The following is a 25932-nucleotide window of genomic DNA, read 5'->3' as shown; positions in this document are numbered from 1 at the left end:
CTCTCCTCGCACGGCGACTCGCACGCACGGCACCTCGCACGCACGGCCGAAACCGGCCGTAGCGCCATTGTGCCGTCCCTTGATCACTGTGTCTCCGGAATCGGCACAGGATCAGCGGAGGTTGGGCTGCGGGAGGGTGAACGTCGCGCGAAGACGGCGCAGTTCGGGTCAGGACTGCGGAGTCTTTCCGGACTGGACGTCCTTCAGGCGCTGGGTGCCCTTCTCGACCGCGTCCTCGACGGCGTCGTCCTCGTCGCCGTCCAGGCCGCCCGCGGTGACCGTGATGGCGTCGCTGCCCACGCGGACGGCGGCCACGTCCAGGGTGAGGGTGGCGGGCGAGCCGTCGGCCGTGCCCTGGACCGTGACCCGCAGGCCCTGGCGGGCGTCGCCCTCGTCCGGCACCGAGGTCTCGATCACCTCGACCGTCCGCTCCTGGCCCGCTCTGTCGGTCACGAGGAACCGGTCGCACTTCTCGGAGAGGGTTTTCAGCCAGGCCAGCGAGTCGGACAGGTCGGCGGCGTCGTAGGCGGCGACCTGGTACAGCAGCCGGGAGTCACCCTCCTCGAAGCCGCGCAGCGCGGACGCGCCGGAGGGCTTGCCGAGGAGCTGGTCCGTGTAGAGGTCGTCCAGGAGGCGCTGGCAGTCGGTGGCGTCCGCCTTCGCGGTGAGGAAGTCGTCGACGTCGACGGTGCCGATGAGCAGGGAGTCGTGCCAGCCGGAGGCGTCGTCGACCTGCGTCCAGTCGTCCTCGATGTCGGTCTCGGTGATCAGCGCGGCCCTGGCCCCGGCGGGCGTGAGCGCCGCCGGGGCGGTGGTCTGCGCCGCGAGCGGGGAGGCGGCGACCTCCGAGGCACCGGATCCGCTGTCGTCGTCCGAGCAGGCGGCGCAGGTCAGCAGGGTGGCTGCCGCCAGGGCCGAGGCGAGGGCGTGGACGGATCGGGAGCGGGTCATGGCGGGGGCCTCCTGAGAACGCGACACGTTCCCTCAGCGCACCACCGGCCCCGCGGGCCCACCAGCCGCACCGGACCGATCGGGTGAGCGGGGCGGGCGCCGGTGCCGCAACTCGAACGCGTCTCCCGGCATGCCCGGCCGTGGTACCGCCCCGACACTGACCCCATGGCGTGCCCCTACGCGAAGGAGTGACCATGCTGCCCGGATTCCTCGCCAGGGCGGTCGCCGCGCTGCTCGGCCGGGAGAGCCGCTCGCTGCATCTGAAGGCGGCGATGGGGGCGACGGGAGTCCTCGGTGTGGTGATGCTCGCCGGGTCATGGGCGGTGGTCGCCGCCGAACAGGACGCCAGGGGTGCGAACCTGACGACGTATCCGCGGGCGCTGTGGTGGTCCATCGAGACCGCGACGACCGTGGGATACGGCGACTTCTACCCGGTCACCTTCTGGGGCCGGGTCGTCGCGGCGGTGGTGATGGTCGTCGGGATCACGACGTACGGCATGGTCACCGCCGCGCTGGCCACCTGGTTCGTCGGACGGGAGCAGAAACGCCGGCACAGGCTCGCCCATGACGCCGAGGAGCTGTACGACGAGACGGCCCGCGCCCTGCACGCCCGCTTCGACCGGCTGGAGCGGATGCTCACCGGTCCGCGCGATCAGCCCTAGACGCGTTGCCGCGCGCGGAGTTCAGGATTTGACGCCGACCGCGCCGTACAGCGACACGGGCCCGTCGCCGAGCGGCGACTCGTCCAGGGCGAGGTCGGGGCGCCAGTCCTTCACCGACACGATGCCCGGCTCCAGCACCTCAAGTCCCGTGAAGAAACGGCCCACTTCGTCGTGCGTGCGCGCCACGAGGGTCACCCCGCCCGCCGCGTACCGCTCGATGCCCTCCCGGACGTTCTCCGGCTCGAAGTCGGCGGTCATGCACGACAGGACCAGGCAACTGCCCGGGGCCAGCGCGTCGACGAGGGTGTCGACCAGCTCGTAGGTGCCGTCCGTGTCGGCGACGAAGTGCAGCAGGGCGATCAGCGACAGGGCGATCGGGCGGTCGAAGTCGAGGACGCGGGCGGCCTGTTCGAGGATCGCGCCCGGCTCGCGGGCGTCGGCCTGGACGTACTCCGTCACGCCCTCCGGCGTGCCGCGCAGCAGTGCCTCGGCGTGCGCGAGGACGATCGGGTCGTTGTCGACGTAGACGACGCGCGCGTCCGGTGCGAAGGACTGGGCGATCTGGTGGAGGTTGGGCTCGGTGGGAATGCCCGTGCCTATGTCCAGGAACTGGCGGATCCCGGCCGACCCGGCGAGATGGCGGGTGGCCCGCTGCATGAACCGGCGGTTGCTCCGCGCGGCCCGCGGGGCGCCCGTGTCGATCGCCATGATCTGCCGGCCGAGCGCCTCGTCGACCGGGTAGTTGTCCTTGCCGCCGAGGTACCAGTCGTACACCCGGGCCGGATGGGGCCGGGTCGTGTCGATACGGAGGGCCGGCTCGGTCCCGGTCACACGGTGCTCCTCTGATCGCTCGGCAAAGTGTGCGCTGCGGGCAGTCTTTCACGATCATGCGGCGCCGCGGAGACTGTCTTCGGCCACCTCCTCGCCGGGCGGGTACGGCGTCAACACGGCGGCGAGCAGGGGTGGTTGGGCCTTCGCGGCGGGCCCACGGACGACTTCCGGCCAGACGTCTCACTCTTCGAGTACGTCGTCCAGGAAGCGGACCAAGTCGTCGAAGACCTCCTCCTTGTTCGTCTCCTGGAACACCTCGTGCCGGGCGCCCGGGTAGACGTGCTCGGTCAGCCGCTCGCCGCGCAGGTCCTGGACGCCGATGCGGCTCCCGGCGAGCGGGACCAGCCGGTCGTCGTCGCCGTGCAGCCACAGCAGCGGCAGCGGTCCGATGTCCCCGCCCTTGGCCACGGTGTCCAGCGTCCGGACGAAGGCCTCCACCGTGGGCCGCTTCATCGGGCCGTGCCAGACCAGCGGGTCGGCGGCGTACGAGGCGCCCACCTCCGGGTCGCGGGAGAGCGCGGCCGGGCTGATCGGGATGTCCGGGATCTCCTCCAGGGCGAGCAGCCGGCGCGGCAGCGGCCAGTCGCCGATGACCGGCCCCGACAGCACCAGCGCGGTGAGCTCGGCGCCGTACCGCTGGGCGAAGCGGGCGGAGATCAGGCCGCCCATGGAGTGCCCGACCATGACCAGGGGGATGCCCGGGTGGGCGGAGCGGGCCAGCTCCGCGACCGCGTGCACATCGGTGACGACGTCCTCGAAGTCCTCGATCACCACCCGCTCGCCGGACGACTGCCCGTGCCCGGTGTGATCGGGGGCGAACACGGCCGCGCCGTGCCGGGTCAGGACCCCGGCCACCTCCTCGTATCGCCCGGAGTGCTCCCCGTAGCCGTGCACCAGGAGGGCGACGTAGCGCGGGGCGCGTCTTGGCCACTCGCGCACGACGATCGGACCGCGGGTGGCGGCGAGGATGTGTTCGCGGGGGTCGGCCATGTCTCCTCCGGTTGCGTCGGTGAAGGTCCTGGAGGATCTTCCCAGGGGGCGGGTCGGCGGTCTATAGTCCAAAACTAGCGGTGCTAATTAAGAGAGTCGCTGGTCATGGCCGGTCATCGGACCGCCCGTGCTGTCGGAGGAGTCCTTCTCGTGCGTCCCGTCCACTTCGCGGCCGCCCGCCGCACGCCCATCGGCAAACTGCGCGGAGCGCTGTCCTCCGTCCGGCCCGACGACCTTGCCGCGACCGTGATCCGCGGCCTGGTCGCCGAGGTGCCCGCGCTCGACCCGGCGCGCATCGACGACGTGTACTGGGGCGCCGCGAACCAGGCCGGCGAGGACAACCGCAACGTCGCCCGGATGGCCGCGCTGCTGGCCGGACTGCCCGAGTCGGTTCCCGGCGCCACCGTGAACCGGCTGTGCGCCTCCGGTCTCGAAGCGGTCACCACTGCTGCCCGTACCATCGCCGCCGGCGAGGCCGACATCGTGCTCGCCGGTGGTTCCGAGTCGATGAGCCGCGCACCCTTCGTGCTGCCCCGGCCCGACGAGGCCCTGCCGCACCGCATCGAGACCGTCGACACCCGGCTCGGCTGGCGGCTGGTCAACCCGGCGATGAGGGAACTCCACGGACTGCTGTCCATGGGGGAGACCGCGGAGGAGGTCGCCGCCAAGTACGGGATCTCGCGCGAGCGGCAGGACGAGTTCGCGCTGCGCAGCCATCGGCTGGCCGCCGAGGCCCGCAAGAACGGCCATTTCGATGATGAGTTGCTGCCCGTGGAGCGCGCCGACGGGGTCGTCGTCGACCTCGACGAGTGCGTGCGCGAGGACACGTCGTACGAGAGGCTCGCGCGGCTGAAGCCCGTCTTCCGGGAGGGCGGCACGGTCACCGCGGGGAACGCCTCGCCGATGAACGACGGTGCGGCCGGACTGCTGCTCGTCAGCGAGGAGGCGCTGAACGAACTCGGTCTTGAGTCGCTCGGTCGGTATGTCGCCGGGGCCTCCGCGGGAGTGCACCCGGATGTCATGGGGATCGGGCCGGTCCCGGCCACGCAGAAGGTGCTCGCGCGGGCGCGGTGGAGCGTGGCGGATCTCCAGGAGGCCGAGTTCAACGAGGCGTTCGCGGCGCAGGCACTCGCCTGCGTGGACCGTCTTGGCGTCGACCCGGAGCTGGTCAACCCGAGCGGCGGGGCGATCGCCCTGGGGCATCCGCTGGGCTGCTCGGGGGCGCGGATCCTGACGACCCTGCTGCACCGGATGCGCCGCACGGGGGCCGAGCGGGGGCTCGCGACGATGTGTGTGGGCGTGGGGCAGGGGAGCGCGGTGCTGGTGGAGCGTCACTGAGCTTCGCCGAGCCGGGTGCCAGGGTCATCTGATGAGACGGTGCTGACGCATTGATTGAATGTGCATAGCATCGGTCTCCGCATGGACACGATGAATCTGTGGCACATCACCGGCTGGGAGTTCGCCGCGCTCGCCTGCGCGGCACTGTTGGTCGGCTTCTCGAAGACGGCCGTGAGCGGGGCCAATACGGTCAGTCTGGCGATCTTCGCCGCGGTGCTGCCCGCCCGTGCCTCCACCGGCGTGCTGCTCCCGGTGCTGATCGCGGGGGACGTGCTCGCCGTCCTCACCTACCGGCGGCACGCCCACTGGCCCACGCTGTGGCGGCTGTTCCCCGCGGTCGCGGCCGGAGTCGTCGGGGGCACGGTGTTCCTGATGTGGGCCGACGACGGGATCGTCCGGACGTCGATCGGGGCGATCCTGCTGCTGATGGCCGCGGTGACGGTATGGCGCCGCCGGGCCGCCGAGGCCGAGCCGGACCCGGACGCCGTGGTCACCCGCAGCGGGCGGATCAAGGCCCGTTCCTACGGCGTGCTGGGCGGGTTCACCACCATGGTCGCCAACGCGGGCGGCCCGGTGATGTCGATGTATCTGCTCTCCGCGGGCTTCCGCAAGCTCGGCTTCCTCGGCACCTCGGCCTTCTTCTTCCTGATCGTCAATGTCTCGAAGGTGCCTTTCAGCGTGGGCCTCGGCCTGATCGACGGCCGCTCACTGCTCCTCGACGCGGCGCTCGTCGCGTTCGTGGTACCCGGCGCGTTCATCGGCAAATGGGCTGTGAGCCGGATCAACCAGCGCCTGTTCGAGCGGCTCGTCATCGCGGCGACCGTCGTGGGCGGGGTCCAGCTGCTGCTGCCCTAGGCCCTGCCACGGAGCAGCGCCGGGAGGTCGGCGAAAGAGTCGATCACATGGTCGGGCGTGCCGCTCGCCTCGCGCAGCGTCTCCGGCAGGAACTTGCCGGTCCTGACCAGCACCCCGGTGATCCCGGCCCGCTGCGCCGCCAGTACGTCCGACTCCACGTCGTCCCCGACCATCACCGCCCGGTCCGCGGTCACCCCCAGCCGCGCGAGCGCCGCCTCGAAGAAGGCCGCCGAGGGCTTCCCCGTCACCTCCGCCTCGGTCCGCGCCGCCCGCTCAAGGCCCACCAGGAAGGCCCCGGAGTCCAGTTGCAGCCCCTCCGCGGTACGCCAGTACAGGTTCCGGTGCATGGCGATCAGCCGCGCCCCGCGCTGGAGGTGCCCGAAGGCCCGGTTCAGCTCCGCGTACCCGAACTCCTCCCCGGCGCCCCCGACGATGACGACGTCCGGCGCGTCCTCGACGAGCGTCACCCCCTCCAGGTCCTCCGCGACGTCCCCACTGTTCAGCAGCGCGCACCGCGCCCCCGGGCAGTGCTCCGCGAGATACGCGGCCGTCACCGAGGGCGCCGTCAGGATGTCCTCGGCCGTCACCGGGAACCCCGCGTCCGCCAGCACCCCGGCGATGGACGCCCGCGTCCGCGAGGTCGTGTTGGTGACGAGCGCGACCTGGAGCCCGGCCCCGCGGATCTCCCGGAGGGCCTCGACCGCGCCGGGGAGCGGCTGCCAGGAGACGGTGAGGACACCGTCGATGTCGATGAGCACGGCACGCACGGATTCCATGCCCGGACGATAGCGACCGGAGCGCTCCGGGTGCCTCAAGGCGCGATGCCGACCCCAGGGACGCGGCTCCACACCCGCTCCTGCTCCGCCGTCATCGCCGGCCACCGCAGCCCGCCCGGCCGGGGCTCGACCCGCGAGGCGTACGAGCCGGGCCGGAAGTCCGGGTCGTAGAAGCAGTCGCCCGTACACGTCGCCGCCACCGACTGAGCCGTCGGCCGTACGTCCGTACGCACCCACCGGTCCAGCGCGGCGATCGAGTTGGCGTACTCGGCGCCGCTCAGCTCACTGTGCTCGGACTCCCGGGTGAACGTCTGCACCAGGTTCCGCTCCAGGCCCGCCCCTTCGAGCGTGGCCCGGTACGCGGACTCGTGCTCGATGAACGCGGTCGGGTCGTCGATCGCGTGCAGCGTGAGCACGGGGATGCGGACCTCGCCGGTCAGATCACTGTCGTACGACAGGTCCCGCACGGCCGTGGGATCGGCGGCGAACCGCTCGACCCCGGCGTTCAGCGCCTCGTCGTCGTGCGAACCGGAGTACCGCACACCCGCGTTGGAGAACGGGTTCCGGTCGCCCAGACGGTCGTGCACGATGTCGCGGAAGGTGAAGGTCGCGAACCGCAGATGCGACTCCAGGGTGCGCTCCGGGATGCCGGTGACACCGAGGATGTCGTCGAGGTTGCGCTGCTGCACGGCCGTCCGGTCCTGCGGGGCGGAGGCGTAGCCCGTGCACTCCTGGAGGCGGGAACGCAGCCCGGCGGAGGTCATCGTGGAACCGGCGCGCAGGCCCTGCCACAGCGGGTACTGGACCTCGCTCGGCCGGGGATGGTTCTGGCAGTAGTACTGGTAGACCACGCGCAGGTCGACCCGGTAGTCGTAGCCCCGCGAGCCGCCGCCGAGGACGCCGTTGGTGAGCAGCGCGCCGTCGTAGTGGCCCCGGTAGGTCTCGACGACCTTCGCGGCGACGTTTCCGCCCCACGACTGCCCGTGCACGAACGTCCGCTTCGGCTCGCCGAACTCCCCGACGAACAGCCGCCGCACGCTCTCGGTGTCCGCCGCCGCCATCCGGGTGCCGTAGCCGCCCCGCCGGTACGACGAACCGGCCCAGGCGTAGCCCTCGTCGACCATGACCGACCAGCGGCCCAGATCGTCGAGGCTGCGCGCGGGGTCGGAGACCGCGCCGAGGTCGGGGCCGCCGTGGGCGTGGACGACCAGGGAGCCGTTCCAGTCGGCGGGGACGGCGATGGCGTAGTGGGCGCCGTGCGCGTCCTGCCCGGTGTAGCAGGTGGCCTTGCCGGCGAGCGGCGCCGGACAGACGGTGGGGGCGGGTCCCTCGGTGGCCGCGCCGACCGGTGCGGCGCCGGCCAGGGCACCGACGGTCAGGGTGGCCAGACAGGCGGCGAGGCCCCGTCTCAGGGCGCGTGCTGTGGTTCCGTTCAAGGCGCAACTCCTCGTCATCTTCGACGTCGGGGCGCGATGCTAGGCAGGGCCGGGGGAGGAGGAACACCGTCTGATCGTTTGTGTTCATAGAGTTCGCCGCAGGGCGCCCGAGGCGTTGGCCCCGACCGCCCCGCCGTAGGCTCACCCCATGCCCCCGCACGTCCTGATCCTCGGTGGCACCACCGAGGCCCGTGAACTCGCCGCCGTGCTCACCGCGTTCCCCGGGGTGCGCGTCACCACCTCGCTCGCGGGCCGGGTGTCGCGGCCGGGGACCGTCACCGGCGAGGTGCGCATCGGGGGTTTCGGCGGTGCGGAGGGGCTCGCGCGGTGGCTGCGCGAGGAGCGCGTGGACGCCCTGGTCGACGCCACCCATCCCTTCGCCGCCGGGATCACGGCGAACGCGGCCCGCGCCGCCGCGGCCACCGGGGTCCCGGCGGTCGTGCTGCGCCGCCTCGGCTGGGAGCCCGGCCCCGAGGACCGCTGGCATCCGGTGCCCTCCCTGGACGCGGCCGCCGACCTGCTGCCGAGCCTCGGCCGGCGGGTCTTCCTGACCACGGGCCGACTGGGCCTGGCCGCCTTCGCCCACCTGACGGACCTGCACTTCGTCGTACGGTCGGTGGAGCCCCCCGAGCCACCGCTGCCGCCTCGCACCGAAGTCCTGCTGGCCCGCGGCCCGTTCACGGTGGACGATGAGACCGCCCTCCTCTCCGCCCACTGCGTCGACGTCCTGGTGACGAAGGACAGCGGCGGATCGGCGACCTCCGCGAAACTCACGGCGGCCCGGCAACTCGCGCTGCCGGTGGTGGTCGTACGACGGCCTGCGCTGCCGGAGGGAGTGACGGCGGTGCCGGACGCGGCCGGGGTACTGGAGCGGCTGGGGTTCAGCCCTCGATGACCGAGCCCCGCATCCGGTCGATGACGCGCAGCACCTCGGCACGGTTCTTGGCGCTCTTCACCCACGCGGGCAGCCTGCCGACGCAGGTCATCTTCCGCCCGTGCTCGTACCAGGGGTCCCGCTCCCGCAGATCCGCCGCGACGAACCGGCGGATCAGATCGAGGTGTTCGAGGCTGTACGCCCACAGCTCACCGTGCCGGGTCGCGCCCCGCAGCCACAGCGCCGGCCAGGTGCCCTGGGCGACGGGCCCGCACGCCCCGCAGGAACGGCAGACCACCCGGGCCCGCGCGAAGCGCGCGACCCGGTCGCAGCGAGGGCAGCGGACCAGCACCGACTCGCGGAAGGCGTGCTCGGTGGTGCCGGGGTCGTGGAAGCGGACGGGGGCGGGAGACATGGGCCGATCATGACGGCGACCGGCCTCGCGCGGCAATCGGGTTTCAGCTGGCGCCCATCGCCACCGTCTCAACTGGCCTTCAGCGGGCGCCCACCGTGTCCGTCTGCCCGAGACTGCTCGGCAGTCCGCTGCTGAGGTCCTCCTTGAGGAGGCGCTTGGCGATGGTGTCGACGGCGGCGCGCAGGGCCGTGCCCGAGGGACGGCCGATGTCCTGTTCGACCTGCTGCATCAGCCAGGCGCCCCAGGCGTCGGAGATGACCTCGGCCTCGCGGGCGCCCGCCGGGGTGTGCGAGAGCAGGGAGCCGTCGCGGGTCAGATAGCCCTCGTCCACCATCCGGTCGAAGACCGGGAGCAGCACCTCCGGCGGCACATGGCGCCGGGCGGCGATCAGCCCGAGGCTCGCGTGGCCGACCACCCGGTTCAGCAGCTCCACCTGCATCACCGCCCAGGCACCGGCCACATCGAGCCGGGTGTCGGACCCCTGCACCAGCCGACGCGCGGTGTCCAGATCCGTACTGCCGATGATCTTCGCCACGGAGGCCTCCAGGACCGCCTGCGAATCGGCTCCGCGCGGCTGCGCGAACCCCTCGCCCATGTCCGTCGAGCCCATCCGGGCGCTGTCGCGCAGCTGGACCTGCTTGAGGAAGAGCGAGACGACGAAGCCGATGGCCGCGACCGGCACCGTCCACAGGAACACCATCTGGAGTGTGTCCGCGTAGGCGTCGACGATCGGCGCGGCCACCGCCGACGGCAGATCGTGCAGGCCCTCGGGACTGGTCGCGGCCTGCGCCACGATCGCCGGGTCCGCGCCGGGCACTGCGGAGGCCTCGGCGATGCCCTGGCGCAGGTTGGGGGCGAGGCTGTTGGTGTAGATCGTGCCGAAGACGGCCGTACCGAATGAGCTGCCCAGCGTGCGGAAGAAGGTGACGCCGGAGGTTGCGGTGCCGAGGTCGGCGTAGTCGACGGTGTTCTGCACGGCGATCGTCAGCACCTGCATGCACAGGCCGATACCGGTGCCGAGCACGAACATGTACAGCGACTCGAGCCAGGCCCCGGTCTCCGGCCCCATCAGGGACATCAGGTACAGGCCGACGCCCATCACCAGCGAGCCGATGATCGGGAACAGCCGGTACTTGCCGGTCTTGCTGACCACGTTGCCACTGAACACCGACGCGATGAGCAGGCCGATCACCATCGGCAGCGTCCGTACGCCGGAGACCGTGGCCGAGTCGCCGTCGACGTACTGGAGATAGCTCGGCAGATAGGTCATCGCGCCGAGCATGGCGAAGCCGACGATGAAGCTGAGGACCGAGCAGACGGTGAAGACCGGATTGCGGAACAGCCGCATGGGCAGCATCGGTTCGGCCGCGCGGGTCTCCACCCAGCAGAACAGCCCGAGGGCGATCACCCCGCCGACGAACAGGCCGATGATGACGCCGGAGCCCCACGCGTACTCGTTGCCGCCCCAACTCGTCGCCAGGATCAGCGCACTGGCGCCGACCGCGACGAAGGCGATGCCGAGATAGTCGATGATGGGCCGCGAGGCCGCCTTGACGACGGGGATGGTGCGGGCGGCGGCGAAGACGACGACGATCGCGATCGGGACGTTGACGTAGAACGCCCAGCGCCAGGTCAGATGGTCGGTGAACAGCCCGCCCAGCAGCGGCCCGATGACCGTGGCCACCCCGAACACCGCGCCGATCGCGCCCTGGTACTTGCCGCGTTCCCGCAGCGGGATCACATCGGCGATCAGCGCCATGGACGTGACCATCAGCCCGCCCGCGCCGACGCCCTGCATCGCCCGCCAAAGGATCAGCATGGTCATGTTCCCGGCCAGGCCGCACAGGAACGAGCCCGTGATGAACACGATCGCCGAGACCTGGAAGACGACCTTGCGGCCGAACATGTCACCGAACTTGCCGACCAGGACGGTCGAGACGGTCTCGGCGAGCAGGTACGACGTCACCACCCACGACATGTGCTCGGCCCCGCCGAGGTCCGACACGATCGTCGGCAGCGCGGTGCCGACGATCGTCTGGTCCAGGGCGGCCAGCAGCATGCCGAGCATGATCGTCACGAAGACGATGTTGCGGCGGCGTCTGTCGAGTACGGGCGGTTCGGCGGCGGGCGACCGTGGGGCTTCCTCGGCGACTGTCACGAGGTCACGATCACATCGGTGGCCCCGTCGCGCATTCGGGGGCGGACCGCGCGGGTGGCTCAGCCGTTGCGGTGCTCGTCCCGGGGATTGCGGCGCAGCAGATACGTGTCCATGATCCAGCCCTTGCGCTCCCGCGCCTCGGCGCGCAGCCGCTCGATCCGGGGCGCCGCCTCCGCGATCGGCCCGGAGGCGAGGATCTCGTCCGGGGTGCCTATGTAGGCCCCCCAGTAGATGTCGATGTCCTCGTCCGTGTACTGCCGGAACGTCTGGTGGGCGTCGAGCATCACCACCACGTCGTCCACCCCCTCCGGGAACCCTTCCGCGAGCCGCCGCCCCGTGGTGATCTGCACGGGACGGGCGACCCGGTTGAGCCCTGTCCGGTGCCGGGCGACGAGCGCGGAGACACTGCTGATCCCGGGGATGACGTCGTACTCGAAGGTGACCCGACCCCGCTCCAGCACCTCCTCCAGAATCCCGAGCGTGCTGTCGTAGAGCGCCGGATCGCCCCAGACCAGGAAGGCGCCGGTCTGCTCCTCGCCCAGCTCCTCTGTGATCATCCGCTCGTAGATGTCCGCGCGTGCGCTGCGCCAGTCGCCGACCGCGGGGGAGTAGGCGGAGCCGCCGGCCGAGCGGTCCCGCTCCGGGTCGCGCGCCTCGACCACGCGGTACGTCCCCTCCGACACATGTGCGTCGAGCATGTCCCGGCGCAGCTGCGTGAGGTCCGACTTCACCTCGCCCTTGCCCAGGACGAAGAACACGTCCGTGTTGCGCAGCGCCCGGACCGCCTGGAGGGTCAGCTGGTCGGGGTCGCCCGCGCCGATACCGATGACATGAATCTTTCGCACGCCCAGAGTCTGCCCCACCCCACCGACAGCGCCGACACCGCCCGCGCTAACCCAGTCGCGGCGCGCTCTCCGCGGCGTCGATCACCGCCGAGCCGCTCTCCACGCTCTGCGCCAGCTGCCGCGCCCAGGCAGTCACCGCCGCCAGATCCATCCCGTACGGCCGCTCGTGCCCGGCCGCCGTCGCCCACTCCTCGACCGCCCCCGCGCCACGCCGGAGCAGCCGGGCGCCACCGGTGACGTTGCCGCGAGCGGCGTGGGTGAGCCCCACGGCGAGCTGGGCCAGCCCCCGCCACAGCCCTCGCTCCTCCTCGGGACCCGACTTCCAGGCGTCCTCGAAGACCTCGTGCGCGTGGAAGGGCCGACCCGCGTCCAGCAGCTCCTGCGCCTCGGCGACGGTCTCCTCAGGGGTGCGCAGGACCCCCTCCGGCTGCCGGGCGACGCCCTCCTCGCCGTACGGCAGGGGCCGCCCCAGCCCGTCCCGGGGCCGTGCGTTGCGCGCCCGCCCCTCGCTGTCCCGGTCCCGTGCCCCGGCTGCGCGCCGCGGCGATGTGCTGCCCATACGCCGATTGTGCCGCCTGCGCCCTGCCCGGTGCCTTTTTCGAAGCCGCCCCCGGTGTGGGGTAAAGTGCTGTTCGCGCGATCACACAGCTCACTGTGTGCGACCGCACCGGGACGTGGCGCAGCTTGGTAGCGCACTTGACTGGGGGTCAAGGGGTCGCAGGTTCAAATCCTGTCGTCCCGACGGTGCGAAGGGTCTTCGCGGACGAGAGTCCGTGAGGGCCCTTTTCGTATGCTGTGAGTGAGGCACTTCTGCGGGGTGACCACCATGGCACTGTTCCGTGATCGGGGGCATGCGGGGAGGGAGCTGGCCCGGGACCTGCGGGAACGGGGCGATCTGACGGATCCCGTGGTCCTCGCGCTGCCCCGGGGCGGGGTGGCCGTGGCCCAGGAGGTCGCCCGGGCGCTGGACGCGCCGCTCGATGTGCTCGTCGCGCGGAAGATCGGGGCGCCCTTCCACGAGGAGTTCGGCGTCGGCGCGATCTGCGGTGACGATCCCCCGGTGTTCGACGAGTGGACCCTCGGCCGGCTCGGACTCACCGAGGCCGCGCTGGAACCCGTCGTGACCCGGGAACGCGCGGAACTGCACCGTCGCGAGGAGCTGTACCGGCGCGGCCGTCCCGCCCTCGACCTGCGCGGACGTACCGTCCTCGTGGTCGACGACGGGCTCGCCACCGGAGTGACGGCCCGTGCCGCGCTGCGCTGGATCCGCGGCCGTTCGCCTGCGCGGGTGCTGCTGGTCGTGCCGGTCGGCTCGCCCGAGGGCGTGGCACTGATGGGCCCGGAGGCCGACGAGGTGATCTGCCCGCACCGGCCGGTCGACTTCATGGCCGTCGGACTCTGGTACGACGACTTCGAACAGCTCACGGACGCCGACGTGCTGGCCGCGCTGCACTCCGGTGCCGAGGGCCGTTCGGCCGGTGATGGTAGAAGCGGACCATGAGCCATTCGCCTTTTCCCCGTGACCCGGGTGCTCCCGGTGTTCCTGGAGCCGACACCCCCGACCGGCGCGGCCGCACCGGACTCGACCGGACCGGCCGCGACCTGACCGGCAACCCGCGCGTGCGGGTGCGGGACGTCCGGCTGCTCTCCAGCCACTGGTACATCGAGCGGACCACCACCTTCGACTTCCGGCACGCCGACGGCACCTGGAGCACCCAGGAGCGCGAGACCCACGACCGCGGCAACGGCGCCACGATGCTGCTGTACGACGCCGAACGCGAAACCGTGCTGCTCACCCGCCAGTTCCGCTTCCCGGTCTATGTCAACGGCCACCCCGACGGGATGCTCGTCGAGACCCCGGGCGGACTGCTCGACGACGAGGACGAGCACCCCGAGATCGCCGTGCGGCGCGAGGTGGTGGAGGAGACCGGCCACACCATCGGGGCCGTACAGCATGTGTTCGACGTCTATATGAGCCCCGGATCGGTGACCGAGCGGGTGAGCTTCTACGCGGCCGAGTACGGGCCGTCCACCCGCACCCATGAGGGCGGCGGCCTGGACGAGGAGGGCGAGGACATCGAGATCCTCGAACTGCCTTTCCCGAGGGCCCTGGAGATGATCCGGACCGGGGAGATCGCCGACGCCAAGACGATCATGTTGCTCCAATGGGCGGCGCTGGAGGGGCCGTTCGCGAAGTAGGTGCCCGCGCGCTTGACTTGAAGTGCGCTTCAAGCTGAAGACTCCCTCCCGTAGGCCACCAACGGGAGGAACCGGCATGAAGTACCGCACGATCGGCACCGATCCGCAGCACCGCCGCGACGTCAGCGTCTTGGCGCTCGGCGCGATGCTGTTCGGCACGCGTACCGACGAGGAGACGTCCTTCGCCGTACTCGACCGCTATGCCGAGGCCGGCGGGAACTTCATCGACACGTCCAACGCCTACGCCTACTGGGAGGACGGCGGCCAGGGCGGCCAGAGCGAGGAACTGCTCGGCCGGTGGCGGCGCAGCCGGGGCGTCGGCGAGGAGATCGTCATCGCCACCAAGCTCGGCGCCCGCCCCCTGGCCCCCGGCACCGGCTACATCGACAACCCCGAGGGGCTGTCGGCGAAGGTGATCCGGGAGTCCGCCGAGCGCAGCCGGGAACGGCTCGGGGTGGAGAAGATCGACCTCCTCTACGCCCACGTCGAGGACCGGCGGGTGCCGCTCGCGGAGACCGTCGAGGGGTTCGCCGAACTGGTGGCGGAGGGGACCGTCGGGCTGCTGGGCGTCAGCAACCACGCCGTGTGGCGGGTGGAGCGGGCCCGCGCGCTGGCCGCGGCGGCGGGACTGCCCGGGTACGAGGTGCTCCAGTACCAGCACAGCCATCTGCGCCCGCGCTTCGACGTGCCGAGCGACCAGTTCCCGGACGGCAGCCTCGGCCACGCCGGCCCGGAGCTCCTCGGCTATCTGCGAGCCGAGCCCGCCCTGACCCTGGTCGCCTACTCGCCGCTGCTGGCGGGCGCCTACACCCGGCAGGACAAGCCGCTGCCCCAGGACTACGACCATCCGGGCAGCCCGGCCCGCCTGAAGGCCCTGCGCGAGGTGGCCCGAGAGACCGACGCGACCGTCAACCAGGTCGTCCTCGCCTGGCAGATCGGCGCGTCCCTGCCGATCATCCCGCTGGCGGGGGCGTCCTCGGTGGCGCAGCTGGAGGAGAACCTCGCGGCGGTGGATCTGGAGCTGACGGCCGAGCAGCGGGCGCGGCTGGACGCGGCGCACTGACGGCGGGCCGCAGTAGGCTCCGAAGGGGAAGCCGAAGGAGCGTGGATCATGCCCATTCCTGGCGATCGGTCCGTCCGCACCACCCCCGAAGGCTTGCTGTGGGAGCCCTGCGAGCGCTGGGTGCGCGGCGTCAAGGGCGAGGTCACCGTCGTGGACAGCCGCCACCCGGTCCTGGTCTGGGAACCCGAGGGGATCCCCGTACCGGGTTACGCCTTCCCCCGCGAGGAGGTCCGCACCGACCTCCTCCGCCCGGCGGAGAAACCCCCGACGGGCGCCCACACCGGCTCGCGGATCTTCTACGACCTCGAAGTCGACGGAGAGCGGGTGGAGAACGCGGCCTGGACGTTCCCGGCTGCCGACCTCGCCGGACACATCGCGTTCGAGTGGTTCCTGCGCCGGGGCGACGGCCTGGACCACTGGTACGAGGAGGAAGAGGAGATCTTCGGCCATCCCCGCGACCCGCACCACCGGGTGGACGCCCTTCGCAGCAGCCGTCATGTCCAGGTCGAGATCGACGGCACCGTCGTGGCCGACACCCGCCGTCCGGTGCTGCTGTTCGAGACCGGACTGCCGACGCGGTACTACATCCCGGTGGAGGACGTCCGCCTCGAACTGTTCGAGGCCACCGCGCACAAGTCCCTGTGCCCCTACAAGGGCAACGCCCGCTACTGGAGCTTCGGCCGGGAGGCGGACGTCCCGCGCAACATCGTCTGGAGCTACCCGGAGCCTCTGCCCGCGGCCGGTGTCATCGCGGGACACCTGGCCTTCTACAACGAGGCCGTCGACCTGATCGTGGACGGCGAACGCCTGCCCCGCCCGGTCACCCTGTTCAGCGAGTTGCTCAGGCCGCTCAGGCCGCTCAGGAAGTGAACCGGTCGAGCAGGGCGTCGAGTCCCGCGGCGAGCCCCTCGGGTCCGCCCCGCTCGGCCATTGCGGCGGCGGACTCGCGCAGCAGGGGCAGCTCCTGCGGCGGCATCCGGTGCAGGCCAAGACGGAACGCGGGATCGGACTCCTCCGGGTTGTCCACCATCTCCCGCAACTCCACCGCCACATAGCCGAGCAGCCAGGCGGTGAAGGCCCGGAACACGGCCGTGCACCGGGCCTCGTCGAGCCCGGCGTCCCGCAGCAGCGTCAGCACGCGCTCATGGTCCCTCAGCACGGCCGGCGGACGCCGGGCCAGCGGCACCGCCAGCATGCGCGTGGAGAGCAGCGGCACCGCCTGCGGGTGGGCGAGACACACCTCGTACGTCGCACGCGCGATGCGGTGCAGCGCAGCACGCCAGTCGGGCTCACCGTCCGTCAGATCGGCCAGCCGCTCCTCCAGTTCGAGATAGAGCGCCTCGACCAGCCCGTCCAGCAGGGCGTCCTTGCTCGACGCGTACCGGTAGAGCGCCATCGCCTCCACACCGAGCTCGCCCCCGAGTCGGCGCATGCTCAGCGCGGACAGGCCCTCCCGGTCCACCAGCTCCAGGGCACTGGTGAGCACCCGCTCGCGGCTGAGACGGCCGTAGCGGCCTCGGTCTCCGGCGCGGCGTGCGGGTGCACCGCCGGACGCCTCGTCGTTGCCCTGTGCCCCAGCCCGCCGCTTGGCCATGCGTCGCCTCCAGGTGTGCGGCCCGCGTGTGTGGTCCGCTCCTGTTGACTCTATGCACCCCTGGGGCAAAGTGTACGTATACGTCGTAAGCATACGCCATCGCGTAACCGTTCCCCATGACCGCCAGCACCACCGGGGACCACTCCGGACGTCCCCTTCGCCGAGCCCTGGATCAGCCCCGAGGCCCGGCGGGCCGCGCAGCGCGTGCTCGCCTCGGGCTGGGTGACCACTGGCCCCGAGGCAGGGCGCTTCGAGCAGGAGGTCGCGCGTTACATCGGAGCCGCCCACGCGGTCGGCGTCAGCTCCTGCACCGCCGCGCTCGAACTGGCCCTGCGCGCCCTGCGGTTGCCACCCGGCGGCACGGTCCTGATCCCCGCCGTCACCTTCTGCGGCGCCGCCCACGCCGTCCTGCACGCCGGACTGCGGCCCGTCCTGGTCGACGTGGACCCGCGCACCGCGCTGCCCAGCCCGGACACCGTCTCCCGCGCGGCCCGCGCCTGCGGCTGCCCGCGCGCGATGCTGGTCCTGCAGTACGCCGGGGCCCCGGCTCCCGTCGCCGGACTCGCCGCCGCCGCGCACCTGCCGCTCACCCATGTCGTCGAGGACGCCGCGCACGCCCTCGGCACTCGCGTCGGCACCCGCCCGGTGGGCGCCCTCTCACGCGCCATCTGCTTCAGCTTCCACGCCACCAAGAACCTGCCCATCGGTGAGGGCGGCATGGTCACCACCGACGATTCGGAGCCGGCCGAGCGGATCCGGCGCACCCGGCTGCACGGCATGTCCGCCGACGCCTGGCGCCGCCACCTGTCCGGCGGTACCTCGCGCTACTCCGTCGAAGAGGCCGGCCTGAAGGCCAACATGACCGACCTCACGGCCGCCATCGGCCGGGCCCAGCTCCACCACCTCGACGCCTGGCAGCAGCGGCGGCACGAACTGGCCGCACGGTACGACGCCGCCCTCGCCGACATCCCCGGGATCGAGCCGCTGCGCACGGCCACCGAAGGGCGGCACGCCCACCACCTCTACCCGGTCCGGGTTCTGGAGGCCTACGGCACCGACCGCGACGAGCTGATGGACCGGCTCGCCGAGGACGGCATCAGCACATCCGTGCACTTCGTCCCGCTGCACCGCCTGCCGTACTTCCGCGGCCTGGCCATCACCCCACCCGGCGGGCTGCCCGGAGCCGACGCCCTGTATCTCCGGCTGCTGTCCCTGCCCCTGTACCCGCACCTCGCCGAACGCGCCCTCGACCGGGTCTGCGGACAGCTAGCCAAGCACGCCGTCCCCCGCGTGACCCCGCACCGGACCCCGTGCCTGCGCACTCTGGTCATCGGCGCCGGGGAGGCAGGGCGGGCCCTCGCCCGCGATCTCGCCCGGGCTCGGGGTTTCGGCCTCGACCCTGTCGGTTTCCTCGACGACGATCCGGCCAAGCTGAGCGAGGGGACCGTCGGGGACCTCCCCGTGCTCGGGGGCTTGGACGCCACCCGCGAGACCGTGCGCGAACACCGGATCGAGGCGGTCGTCGTCGCCATCCCGCAACTGGTCCCCGACCGGTTCCGTCGCGTCGCCCGCGCAGCCGAGGCCGAAGGCGCCAGCGTCCGCTACCTGCCGTCGTTCATCGCGGCGCTGCGCCGGGACGTCGTCGGCGGCGACATGCGCGAACTGGACGTGCGCGAGCTGATCGGGCGGGCCGAGATGCACGTGGTGAGACCCGAGGCGCGGTCCGTGGTGGCCGGCCGGAGGGTGCTGGTGACCGGGGCGGGCGGCTCCATCGGCAGCGAACTCTGCCATCAGGTCCGCGCTTTCGGCCCCAGCCGGCTCTTCCTCCTCGACCACGACGGGTCCCATCTGCACCGGCTCCAACTGGAGCTGCACGGGGACGCGTTGCGCTCCGACGACGTGGTGATCTCGGACATCCGGGACCGTCCCCGCATCGACCAGGTCTTCCGCGAACTGCGCCCAGAGGTCGTCTTCCACGCGGCCGCGCACAAGCATCTGCCGCTGCTCGAACTGCACCCCGGCGAAGGCGTGAAGTCGAATGTGCGCGGCACCGAGAACCTGGTCCGCGCGGCGGCCGAGGCCCGTACCGCGCGGTTCGTGCTGATCTCCACCGACAAGGCCGCCGACCCCGTCTCGGTACTCGGCGCGACCAAGCGGCTCGCCGAACTCATCGTCGGCGAAGGGCAGCGGGACGCCCCGCCCGGCACCGTCTTCACGGCCGTGCGCTTCGGCAATGTGCTCGGCAGCCGTGGCTCGCTGCTGTCGGTCGTGGCCGAGCAACTGGGCGCGGGCGCCCCCGTGACCGTCACACACCCCGATGTGACCCGGTTCTTCATGACCGTCGAGGAGGCCGTCGGACTGGTCCTGCAAGCCGCTCGGATGGCTCGCGGCGGGGAGGTGTTCGTGCTGGACATGAGCAGCCCGGTGCGGATCGTGGACTTGGTGCGCAAGTTCGCCCGCTCGGTGCACATCCCGGACGTGGACATCCGCTGGCGAGGCCGGACCCGGCCCGCTCGGAGGAGAACACCAGCTGGCGCACCCCGTGCTCGTGCATGGCCCGCAGCAGGCAGATGGTGCCGCCGACGTTGACGTCGTAGTACGCCACCGGGTCCCGCAGCGAGCCGGGGGCCGACTTCAGGCCCGCGAAGTGCAGTACGGCGTCCACGGTGTGCCGGTGGGGAACACGGCCGACACGGCGTGCCGGTCGCGGATGTCGAGGTCGTGGACGGCGCCGACGAATCGGCCCGCGATGCGCTCGACGCGCGCGAAGACCTGCGGGGAGCTGTTGCTGTAGTCGTCGACCACGATCACCGCCCCCGCCGGTCACGAGGACTGTTGACGGTGCGCTCATGGGCCCGGCTCCGCTTCTCGTGACCGGGGAACACCGTATGTTTACGACGTATATGTGCGACTCTGCGCCCGTTGCCGCCGACAGTCAAGCGGGCGGCCGGGCGGACAGTTCAGCGGGAGTCAGCCTCTGACGAGCAGCTGGAAGTCGAAGGCGTACCGCGAGGCGCGGTAGATGTGCGTGCCGTACTCGACCGCGCGGCCGGTGTCGTCGTAGGCGGTGCGCTGCATGGTGAGCAGGGCGGCGCCCTCCTTCTCGTCCAGCCGGGCCGCCTCCTCGGCGGTGGCGCTGCGGGCGCCCACGGTCTGGCGGGCGCTGTGCAGGGTGATCCCGGCGGTGCGCATCATCCGGTACAGGCCGGTGGTCTCCAGCCGGGCGGTGTCCAGCTCCAGGAGGTCGGCGGGCAGGTAGTTGCACAGCAGCGCCACCGGCTGGCCGTGGGTGGAGCGCAGCCGCTCCAGGAGCGTCACCTCGGCGCCTTCCGCGAGGCCCAGGGCGGCCGCGACGTCCGCCGTGGCGGGGACGGTCTCGTTGCGTACGACCCGGGTGGTCGGGCCCTGGCCGGCCGCCTCCAGGTCGTCGTAGAGGCTGCTGAGCTCCAGGGGGCGCTTGACCTGGCTGTGCACGACCTGGGTGCCGACGCCGCGGCGGCGGACCAGCAGGCCCTTGTCGACCAGCGACTGGATGGCCTGGCGGACGGTCGGCCGGGACAGGCCGAGCCGGGTGGACAGGTCGATCTCGTTGCCGAGGAGGTTGCCCGGAGCGAGCGCCCCGTGCTCGATCGCCGCCTCCAGCTGCTGGGCGAGTTGGTAGTACAGCGGCACCGGACTGTTCCGGTCGAGGGCGAAGTGCAGGGTGTCGAGCGCGGAGGCGGCCAAGGGGGTACCTGCCTTTCTCGTGACTACGCCCGGCGGCAGCGGGTAGAGATCATTCTCACCGCCTCCCAGGTGTAGGCCTCAGGCCCGACCTCTGTCAATAGTTTGTACTTACATTCGGACCTTGTTGTGCAATGATGTCTTAACAAAGTCTTGACAGCGGGCCTCACAGGGGATTTGATCCGGGACCAACGCACCAGCCGCGTTTCTTTCCCGTCGTTCCCCCGTCGCACAGTGAGGTGCAGGAAAGATGGACCGCTCTTCGTACTCCCGCTCCCGCAGAATGGCGCCCCTGGTGGCCCTGGCCGCAGCGGCCGCACTGACCCTCGCCGGCTGCTCCAGCGGCTCCGGCGGCAAGAAGGCCGAGGAAAGCGCGGACGGCGCCGCCGCGGGCAAGGCCGACACCCCGCGCATGAAGGTCGCCCTGGTCACCCACCAGTCGCCGGGCGACACCTTCTGGGACATCGTCCGCAAGGGCGCCGAGGCCTCCGCCGCCAAGGACAACGTCGAGCTGATCTACTCGGCCGACCCCAGCGCCGGTGTCCAGGCCAACCTGGTGCAGAACGCGATCGACCAGAAGGTCGACGGCATCGCCGTCACGCTCGCCAAGCCGGACGCCCTGAAGGACGTCATAGCCAAGGCGAAGGCGGCGAACATACCCGTCGTCGGCCTCAACTCGGGCGTCAGCGAATGGCAGAAGCTCGGCCTGATGGAGTTCTTCGGCCAGGACGAGACCGTCGCGGGCGAGGCGCTCGGCAAGCGGCTCAACGAGGCAGGTGCCAAGAAGGCCGTCTGTGTCATCCAGGAGCAGGGCAACATCGGCCTCACCCAGCGCTGCGACGGCGTGGAGAAGACCTTCTCCGGCTCGGTCGAGACGCTGAACGTCAACGGCACCGACATGCCCTCGGTGAAGTCGACGATCACCGCCAAGCTCGCCGAGGACAAGGCGATCGACTACGTCGTCACCCTCGGCGCCCCGTTCGCGCTGACCGCCGCGCAGTCGGTGTCCGAGTCGTCCAGCAAGGCGAAGGTCGCCACCTTCGACCTCAACAAGGACCTCACCGGAGCCATCAGCAAGGGCACGATCGAGTTCGCCGTCGACCAGCAGCCCTACCTCCAGGGCTACCTGGCGATCGACTCGCTGTGGCTCTACAAGAACAACGGCAACTACATGGGCGGCGGTGAGCAGCCGGTGCTGACCGGCCCGGCCTTCGTCGACAAGACCAACGTCGACGCGGTGGCGGGCTTCGCCTCGAAGGGCACCCGGTGATGGGTATGACCCAGCATGCCGATCCGGCGGTGACCACACCGCCGGCCCCCGGCCCGAAGGAGACCGACGGGCGGACCGCCGAGCGCCCGCTGGCGCTGCGGCTGCTCGCCCGGCCCGAAGTGGGCGTCTTCCTGGGCGCCGTGGCGGTGCTGGTCTTCTTCCTCATCACCGCCCCGCCGGTGCGCGACGGCGGCTCGATGGCCAACATCCTGTACCAGTCGTCCACCATCGGGATCATGGCGCTGCCGGTCGCGCTGCTGATGATCGGCGGCGAGTTCGACCTGTCGTCCGGTGTCGCCGTCATCACCTCGGCACTCACCGCCAGCATGGTCAGCTACCAGCTGACCATGAACGTCTGGGTCGGGGTGATCGTGGCCCTGATCGTGTCGCTCGCGGTCGGCTTCTTCAACGGCTGGATGCTGGTGAAGACCGGCCTGCCGAGCTTCCTGGTCACCCTCGGCACCTTCCTGATCCTCCAGGGTGCCAACCTCGCGATCACCAAGTGGGTCACCGACAACGTCGCCACCGACGACATCAGCGACATGGACGGCTTCGGTCAGGCCAAGGACCTGTTCGCGTCCTCCTTCGAGGTCGGCGGCGTCCAGATCAAGATCACCATCGTCTGGTGGCTGGTCTTCGCCGCGCTCGCCACGTGGGTGCTGCTGCGCACCAAGTACGGCAACTGGATCTTCGCCGTCGGCGGCAACAAGGAGTCCGCGCGAGCCGTCGGTGTGCCGGTGACCTTCACCAAGATCTCGCTGTTCATGCTGGTCGGCTTCGGCGCCTGGTTCGTCGGTATGCACCAGCTGTTCTCCTTCAACACCGTGCAGTCCGGCGAGGGCGTCGGCCAGGAGCTGATCTACATCGCCGCGGCCGTCATCGGCGGCTGTCTGCTGACCGGCGGCTACGGCTCGGCGATCGGCCCGGTCTTCGGCGCGTTCATGTTCGGTATGGTCCAGCAGGGCATCGTCTACGCCGGCTGGAACCCCGACTGGTTCAAGGCGTTCCTGGGCGTGATGCTCCTCGGCGCCACGCTCATCAATCTGTGGGTCCGCCAGACGGCGACCCGGAGGTGACCGCAATGACCACCCCTCACGGAGCCATCGTCAAGGACACGGTCCCCGAGGAGGACCGGCCGATCGTCGAACTGCGCGGCGCCGGCAAGTCCTACGGCAACATCCGCGCCCTGCACGGCGTCAGCCTCGCCGTCCACCCCGGCAAGGTGACCTGTGTGCTCGGCGACAACGGCGCCGGCAAGTCCACCCTCATCAAGATCATCTCCGGGCTGCACCAGCACACCGAGGGCGAGTTCCTCGTCGACGGCGAACCGGTGCGCTTCACCACCCCCCGCGAGGCCCTGGACCGCGGCATCGCCACCGTCTACCAGGACCTGGCGACCGTCCCGCTGATGCCCGTGTGGCGCAACTTCTTCCTCGGCTCCGAGATGACCAAGGGTCCCTGGCCGATCCGCCGCCTCGACATCGCGCGGATGAAGAAGACGGCGGACCAGGAACTGCGCAACATGGGCATCGTCCTGGACGATCTGGAACAGCCCATCGGCACCCTCTCCGGCGGGCAGCGCCAGTGCGTGGCCATCGCCCGCGCCGTCTACTTCGGCGCCCGCGTCCTCATCCTGGACGAGCCCACCGCCGCCCTCGGCGTCAAGCAGTCCGGCGTGGTCCTGAAGTACATCGCCGCCGCCCGCGACCGCGGCCTCGGCGTCATCTTCATCACCCACAACCCGCACCACGCCTACATGGTCGGTGACCATTTCAGCGTGCTGCGCCTGGGCACCCTGGAGTTGTCCGCCGAACGCGACCAGGTCAGCCTGGAAGAACTCACCAACCACATGGCCGGCGGCACCGAACTCGCCGCCCTCAAGCACGAGCTGTCACAGGTGCGCGGAGTCGACGTGGACGAACTCCCCGAGGAGAGCGACCTCACCGCTCCCGCGCCCGGCACCACCGAAGGGAAGGCGTGAACATGGCGTCACTGGACCGCATCCGGGTCGGCTCCGCCCCGGACTCCTGGGGCGTGTGGTTCCCCGACGACCCCCAGCAGGTCCCCTGGGAACGCTTCCTGGACGAGGTCGCCGAGGCCGGATACCGGTGGATCGAACTCGGCCCGTACGGCTACCTCCCCACCGACCCGGCCCGGCTCACCGACGAGATCGCCCGCCGCGACCTCACCGTGTCCGCCGGCACGGTCTTCACCGGACTGCACCGCGGTCCCGCCGTCTGGGAGTCCACCTGGGAGCACGTCAGCCAGGTCGCGGCCCTCACCCAGGCGATGGGCGCCGAGCACCTCGTCGTCATCCCCTCCTTCTGGCGCGACGACAAGACCGCCGAGATCCTGGAGCCGCCGGAGCTCACCGGCGAGCAGTGGGCCCACCTCACCAAGGGCATGGAGCGCCTCGGCCACGAGGTGAAGGAGGCCTACGGCCTCGACATCGTGGTCCACCCGCACGCCGACACCCACATCGACACCGAGGACCACGTGGAGCGCTTCCTCGACTCCACCGACTCCGACCTCGTCAACCTCTGCCTGGACACCGGGCACTACGCATACTGCGGCGGGGACAGCGTCAAGCTGATCGAGACCTACGGCGAACGCATCGGCTATCTGCACCTCAAGCAGGTCGACCCGGAGATCCTCGCGGACGTCGTGAAGAACGAGATCCCGTTCGGGCCGGCCGTGCAGCGCGGCGTGATGTGTGAACCGCCCGCCGGTGTCCCGGATCTCGAGCCGGTGCTGGTGGCCGCGCAGCGGCTCGGGGTCGAGCTGTTCGCCATCGTCGAGCAGGACATGTACCCCTGCGAGCCGGACAAGCCGCTGCCGATCGCGGTGCGCACCCGCAAGTTCCTGCGGTCCTGCGGCGCCTGAGAGGACCTCCATGGCCACACCCCTGGGCATCGCCGTCATCGGCACCGGACGCATGGGCGCCGACCATGTCCGCCGGATCCAGGAGGTCGTCAGCGGGGCACGGGTCACGGCCGTGGTGGACATCGAAGCGGAGCGGGCCAAGGCCGTGGCCGCCCGCGTCGAAGGCTGCGCCGTGCACACCGACCCGGCCGCGGCGATGGCGTCGGCCGAGGTCGACGCCGTCCTCGTCGCCTCCCCGGGCCCGGCGCACGAGGCCGCGCTGATGGCCGCCTTCGCCCGCGACCTCCCGGTGCTGTGCGAGAAGCCCCTCACCCCCGACGCCGCCTCCGCGCTGCGTCTCGTCGAGGCCGAGCGGGCTCTCGGCAGGCGCCGCGTGCAGGTCGGCTTCATGCGCCGCTACGACGCCGAGTACACCCGGCTCAAGGCGCTGCTGGAGACCGGGCAGCTGGGCCGGCCGCTGATGCTGCACCAGCGGCACCGCAATGTGGCCAGCGCGTCCTTCTTCACCTCCGACATGCTGATCACCGACTCCGTGGCCCACGAGGTGGACGTGACCCGCTGGCTGGCCGGCGACGAGATCACGGCCGTCACCGTGCTGCGTCCGGCCTCGTCCGCCGGTGCCCCCGAGGGGCTGATCGACCCGCAGTTCGTGGTCCTCGAGACCGCCGGCGGGGCCCTCGCGGACGTGGAGATCTTCGTCAACTGCGGCTTCGGCTACCAGGTCCAGGCCGAGGCGGTCTGCGAACGCGGCACCGCGCGCGTGGGCGACGGCCACGCCATGGTCACCGCCATGGCGGGACGCTGGGGCGGCAGCATCACGCAGGACTGGACCGAACGCTTCGCCGACGCCTACGACCGGGAGGTCCAGGCATGGGTCGACGCCACCCGGCGTGGTGAGGTCACCGGCCCGAGCATCTGGGACGGATACGCGGCCGCCGCCGTGTGCGAGGCCGGGGTGCGGTCGCTGCACGAGGGCGGCCGGGTCGAGGTGGAGCTTGCCCCGCGGCCGTCGCTGTACGGCTGAGACACGCCCCGAGCCTTCGACAGGCCGTTGTCAGTGCCCCGCGCT

The 25932-nt window shown here is 71.3% G+C and carries 25 protein-coding genes, 1 tRNA gene and 1 pseudogene; 15 read left to right on the top strand and 12 right to left on the bottom strand.

The genetic code is table 11. The features are described 5' to 3' along the window. Positions 1-168: 168 nt before the first annotated feature. Positions 169-951: a hypothetical protein gene (locus BN159_RS07555; RefSeq protein ID WP_015656336.1), complete on the bottom strand. Its 783-nt coding sequence runs from the start codon at positions 949-951 to the stop codon at positions 169-171. Between the two features lie 194 nt (positions 952-1145). On the opposite strand from BN159_RS07555, the gene BN159_RS07550 reads away from it, so the two are divergent. Beyond that, positions 1146-1613 carry a potassium channel family protein gene (locus BN159_RS07550; RefSeq protein ID WP_015656335.1) on the top strand — a complete coding sequence of 156 codons (468 nt, stop codon included), beginning with the start codon at positions 1146-1148 and terminating at the stop codon, positions 1611-1613. A 21-nt stretch (positions 1614-1634) separates the two neighbouring features. Here BN159_RS07550 and BN159_RS07545 read toward each other — a convergent pair whose 3' ends face one another. Both BN159_RS07545 and BN159_RS07540 read right to left on the bottom strand, forming a co-directional pair. Then, a complete protein-coding gene (locus BN159_RS07545; RefSeq protein ID WP_015656334.1) occupies positions 1635-2444 on the bottom strand; it encodes an SAM-dependent methyltransferase in 810 nt (269 codons plus the stop codon). A gap of 180 nt (positions 2445-2624) precedes the next feature. After that, on the bottom strand, positions 2625-3434 hold the full coding sequence (locus BN159_RS07540) for an alpha/beta hydrolase (RefSeq protein WP_015656333.1): 810 nt from the start codon (positions 3432-3434) through the stop codon (positions 2625-2627). A gap of 150 nt (positions 3435-3584) precedes the next feature. On the opposite strand from BN159_RS07540, the gene BN159_RS07535 reads away from it, so the two are divergent. Together BN159_RS07535 and BN159_RS07530 are read left to right on the top strand one after the other, a co-directional pair. Continuing rightward, on the top strand, positions 3585-4772 hold the full coding sequence (locus tag BN159_RS07535) for a thiolase family protein (RefSeq protein ID WP_015656332.1): 1188 nt from the start codon (positions 3585-3587) through the stop codon (positions 4770-4772). Positions 4773-4853: 81 nt separating this feature from the next. Then, a complete protein-coding gene (locus BN159_RS07530; protein WP_015656331.1) occupies positions 4854-5627 on the top strand; it encodes a sulfite exporter TauE/SafE family protein in 774 nt (257 codons plus the stop codon). Here the strand turns inward: BN159_RS07530 and BN159_RS07525 are convergent. Further along, on the bottom strand, positions 5624-6403 hold the full coding sequence (locus tag BN159_RS07525) for a TIGR01458 family HAD-type hydrolase (protein WP_041818924.1): 780 nt from the start codon (positions 6401-6403) through the stop codon (positions 5624-5626). The genes BN159_RS07530 and BN159_RS07525 overlap by 4 nt on opposite strands. 35 nt (positions 6404-6438) lie before the next feature. After that, positions 6439-7857, bottom strand: a complete 1419-nt coding sequence (locus BN159_RS07520) for an alpha/beta fold hydrolase (protein ID WP_051113484.1) — start codon at positions 7855-7857, stop codon at positions 6439-6441. A 130-nt stretch (positions 7858-7987) separates the two neighbouring features. Here BN159_RS07520 and BN159_RS07515 point away from each other — a divergent pair, with 130 nt between their 5' ends. Further along, complete coding sequence (locus tag BN159_RS07515) at positions 7988-8734, top strand: cobalt-precorrin-6A reductase (RefSeq protein ID WP_015656328.1); 747 nt, start codon at positions 7988-7990, stop codon at positions 8732-8734. Here the strand turns inward: BN159_RS07515 and BN159_RS07510 are convergent. From BN159_RS07510 to BN159_RS07495, 4 genes are all read right to left on the bottom strand, one after another. After that, positions 8721-9128, bottom strand: coding sequence for a hypothetical protein (locus BN159_RS07510; protein WP_015656327.1), 408 nt, complete (start codon positions 9126-9128; stop codon positions 8721-8723). The two genes, BN159_RS07515 and BN159_RS07510, sit on opposite strands and share 14 nt — an antisense overlap. Before the next feature lie 79 nt (positions 9129-9207). Then, the gene (locus tag BN159_RS07505) at positions 9208-11286 is read right to left on the bottom strand and encodes an MDR family MFS transporter (RefSeq protein WP_015656326.1); all 2079 of its coding nucleotides are present in this window, start codon (positions 11284-11286) and stop codon (positions 9208-9210) included. A 59-nt stretch (positions 11287-11345) separates the two neighbouring features. Then, positions 11346-12131: a precorrin-6A synthase (deacetylating) gene (gene cobF / locus BN159_RS07500; RefSeq protein ID WP_051113631.1), complete on the bottom strand. Its 786-nt coding sequence runs from the start codon at positions 12129-12131 to the stop codon at positions 11346-11348. 46 nt (positions 12132-12177) lie between these two features. After that, positions 12178-12690 carry a DUF309 domain-containing protein gene (locus BN159_RS07495; protein WP_015656324.1) on the bottom strand — a complete coding sequence of 171 codons (513 nt, stop codon included), beginning with the start codon at positions 12688-12690 and terminating at the stop codon, positions 12178-12180. Between the two features lie 109 nt (positions 12691-12799). On the opposite strand from BN159_RS07495, the gene BN159_RS07490 reads away from it, so the two are divergent. The 5 genes from BN159_RS07490 (at position 12800) to BN159_RS07470 (ending at position 16263) form a co-directional block, all read left to right on the top strand. Continuing rightward, a tRNA-Pro gene (locus BN159_RS07490) sits at positions 12800-12873 on the top strand. Between the two features lie 84 nt (positions 12874-12957). Next, positions 12958-13632, top strand: coding sequence for a phosphoribosyltransferase (locus BN159_RS07485; protein WP_015656323.1), 675 nt, complete (start codon positions 12958-12960; stop codon positions 13630-13632). Beyond that, positions 13629-14330: an NUDIX domain-containing protein gene (locus BN159_RS07480; protein ID WP_015656322.1), complete on the top strand. Its 702-nt coding sequence runs from the start codon at positions 13629-13631 to the stop codon at positions 14328-14330. The genes BN159_RS07485 and BN159_RS07480 overlap by 4 nt, the downstream gene beginning before the upstream one ends. Positions 14331-14406: 76 nt before the next feature. Continuing rightward, the gene (locus tag BN159_RS07475) at positions 14407-15393 is read left to right on the top strand and encodes an aldo/keto reductase (RefSeq protein ID WP_015656321.1); all 987 of its coding nucleotides are present in this window, start codon (positions 14407-14409) and stop codon (positions 15391-15393) included. A 48-nt stretch (positions 15394-15441) separates the two neighbouring features. Then, positions 15442-16263, top strand: coding sequence for a DUF427 domain-containing protein (locus tag BN159_RS07470; RefSeq protein WP_015656320.1), 822 nt, complete (start codon positions 15442-15444; stop codon positions 16261-16263). On the opposite strand, the gene BN159_RS07465 is transcribed toward BN159_RS07470, so the two are convergent. Then, positions 16253-16987, bottom strand: a complete 735-nt coding sequence (locus BN159_RS07465) for a TetR/AcrR family transcriptional regulator (protein WP_015656319.1) — start codon at positions 16985-16987, stop codon at positions 16253-16255. The genes BN159_RS07470 and BN159_RS07465 overlap by 11 nt on opposite strands. 171 nt (positions 16988-17158) lie before the next feature. On the opposite strand from BN159_RS07465, the pseudogene BN159_RS42775 reads away from it, so the two are divergent. Then, positions 17159-19396 (top strand): annotated as a pseudogene (locus tag BN159_RS42775) (DegT/DnrJ/EryC1/StrS family aminotransferase); the annotation flags it as partial. On the opposite strand, the gene BN159_RS47705 reads toward BN159_RS42775, so the two are convergent. Together BN159_RS47705 and BN159_RS07445 are read right to left on the bottom strand one after the other, a co-directional pair. Next, a complete protein-coding gene (locus BN159_RS47705; protein ID WP_408055039.1) occupies positions 19320-19838 on the bottom strand; it encodes an NAD-dependent epimerase/dehydratase family protein in 519 nt (172 codons plus the stop codon). The pseudogene BN159_RS42775 and the gene BN159_RS47705 overlap by 77 nt on opposite strands. A gap of 119 nt (positions 19839-19957) precedes the next feature. Next, the gene (locus BN159_RS07445) at positions 19958-20713 is read right to left on the bottom strand and encodes a GntR family transcriptional regulator (RefSeq protein WP_015656316.1); all 756 of its coding nucleotides are present in this window, start codon (positions 20711-20713) and stop codon (positions 19958-19960) included. 247 nt (positions 20714-20960) lie between these two features. Here BN159_RS07445 and BN159_RS07440 point away from each other — a divergent pair, with 247 nt between their 5' ends. From BN159_RS07440 to BN159_RS07420, 5 genes are read left to right on the top strand one after another with little or no spacing between them, the layout of a single operon-like run. Continuing rightward, positions 20961-21980 (top strand): sugar ABC transporter substrate-binding protein, encoded by a 1020-nt coding sequence (locus BN159_RS07440; protein WP_015656315.1) that lies wholly within the window; start codon positions 20961-20963, stop codon positions 21978-21980. Further along, entirely contained in the window at positions 21980-23056 is a 1077-nt protein-coding gene (locus BN159_RS07435) for an ABC transporter permease (protein ID WP_015656314.1), read from the top strand. Before BN159_RS07440 ends, BN159_RS07435 begins: the two co-directional genes overlap by 1 nt. Positions 23057-23061: 5 nt before the next feature. After that, positions 23062-23961 carry an ATP-binding cassette domain-containing protein gene (locus tag BN159_RS07430; RefSeq protein ID WP_015656313.1) on the top strand — a complete coding sequence of 300 codons (900 nt, stop codon included), beginning with the start codon at positions 23062-23064 and terminating at the stop codon, positions 23959-23961. Between the two features lie 2 nt (positions 23962-23963). After that, complete coding sequence (locus BN159_RS07425) at positions 23964-24863, top strand: sugar phosphate isomerase/epimerase family protein (RefSeq protein ID WP_015656312.1); 900 nt, start codon at positions 23964-23966, stop codon at positions 24861-24863. Positions 24864-24873: 10 nt separating this feature from the next. Beyond that, entirely contained in the window at positions 24874-25887 is a 1014-nt protein-coding gene (locus BN159_RS07420; protein WP_015656311.1) for a Gfo/Idh/MocA family protein, read from the top strand. The last annotated feature ends 45 nt before the right edge of the window (positions 25888-25932 follow it).

It is taken from the genome of Streptomyces davaonensis JCM 4913 (assembly GCF_000349325.1).
GTDB lineage: Bacteria > Actinomycetota > Actinomycetes > Streptomycetales > Streptomycetaceae > Streptomyces > Streptomyces davaonensis.
The sequence above is the reverse complement of the archived record's forward strand: the minus strand, read 5'-3'. Positions and strand labels throughout refer to the sequence as shown.

Bases quoted from the DNA above. Each gene is read 5' to 3' on its own strand.
- BN159_RS07475 (WP_015656321.1), top strand. From the start codon at position 14,407: ATGAAGTACCGCACGATCGGCACCGATCCGCAGCACCGCCGCGACGTC.
- BN159_RS07520 (WP_051113484.1), bottom strand. From the start codon at position 7,857: ATGACGAGGAGTTGCGCCTTGAACGGAACCACAGCACGCGCCCTGAGA.
- BN159_RS07540 (WP_015656333.1), bottom strand. From the start codon at position 3,434: ATGGCCGACCCCCGCGAACACATCCTCGCCGCCACCCGCGGTCCGATC.
- BN159_RS07435 (WP_015656314.1), top strand. From the start codon at position 21,980: ATGGGTATGACCCAGCATGCCGATCCGGCGGTGACCACACCGCCGGCC.
- BN159_RS07480 (WP_015656322.1), top strand. From the start codon at position 13,629: ATGAGCCATTCGCCTTTTCCCCGTGACCCGGGTGCTCCCGGTGTTCCT.
- BN159_RS07430 (WP_015656313.1), top strand. From the start codon at position 23,062: ATGACCACCCCTCACGGAGCCATCGTCAAGGACACGGTCCCCGAGGAG.
- BN159_RS07420 (WP_015656311.1), top strand. From the start codon at position 24,874: ATGGCCACACCCCTGGGCATCGCCGTCATCGGCACCGGACGCATGGGC.
- BN159_RS07510 (WP_015656327.1), bottom strand. From the start codon at position 9,128: ATGTCTCCCGCCCCCGTCCGCTTCCACGACCCCGGCACCACCGAGCAC.
- BN159_RS07530 (WP_015656331.1), top strand. From the start codon at position 4,854: ATGGACACGATGAATCTGTGGCACATCACCGGCTGGGAGTTCGCCGCG.
- BN159_RS07515 (WP_015656328.1), top strand. From the start codon at position 7,988: ATGCCCCCGCACGTCCTGATCCTCGGTGGCACCACCGAGGCCCGTGAA.
- BN159_RS47705 (WP_408055039.1), bottom strand. From the start codon at position 19,838: ATGAGCGCACCGTCAACAGTCCTCGTGACCGGCGGGGGCGGTGATCGT.
- BN159_RS07525 (WP_041818924.1), bottom strand. From the start codon at position 6,403: ATGGAATCCGTGCGTGCCGTGCTCATCGACATCGACGGTGTCCTCACC.
- BN159_RS07440 (WP_015656315.1), top strand. From the start codon at position 20,961: ATGGACCGCTCTTCGTACTCCCGCTCCCGCAGAATGGCGCCCCTGGTG.
- BN159_RS07550 (WP_015656335.1), top strand. From the start codon at position 1,146: ATGCTGCCCGGATTCCTCGCCAGGGCGGTCGCCGCGCTGCTCGGCCGG.
- BN159_RS07465 (WP_015656319.1), bottom strand. From the start codon at position 16,987: ATGGCCAAGCGGCGGGCTGGGGCACAGGGCAACGACGAGGCGTCCGGC.
- BN159_RS07485 (WP_015656323.1), top strand. From the start codon at position 12,958: ATGGCACTGTTCCGTGATCGGGGGCATGCGGGGAGGGAGCTGGCCCGG.
- BN159_RS07495 (WP_015656324.1), bottom strand. From the start codon at position 12,690: ATGGGCAGCACATCGCCGCGGCGCGCAGCCGGGGCACGGGACCGGGAC.
- BN159_RS07470 (WP_015656320.1), top strand. From the start codon at position 15,442: ATGCCCATTCCTGGCGATCGGTCCGTCCGCACCACCCCCGAAGGCTTG.
- BN159_RS07555 (WP_015656336.1), bottom strand. From the start codon at position 951: ATGACCCGCTCCCGATCCGTCCACGCCCTCGCCTCGGCCCTGGCGGCA.
- BN159_RS07425 (WP_015656312.1), top strand. From the start codon at position 23,964: ATGGCGTCACTGGACCGCATCCGGGTCGGCTCCGCCCCGGACTCCTGG.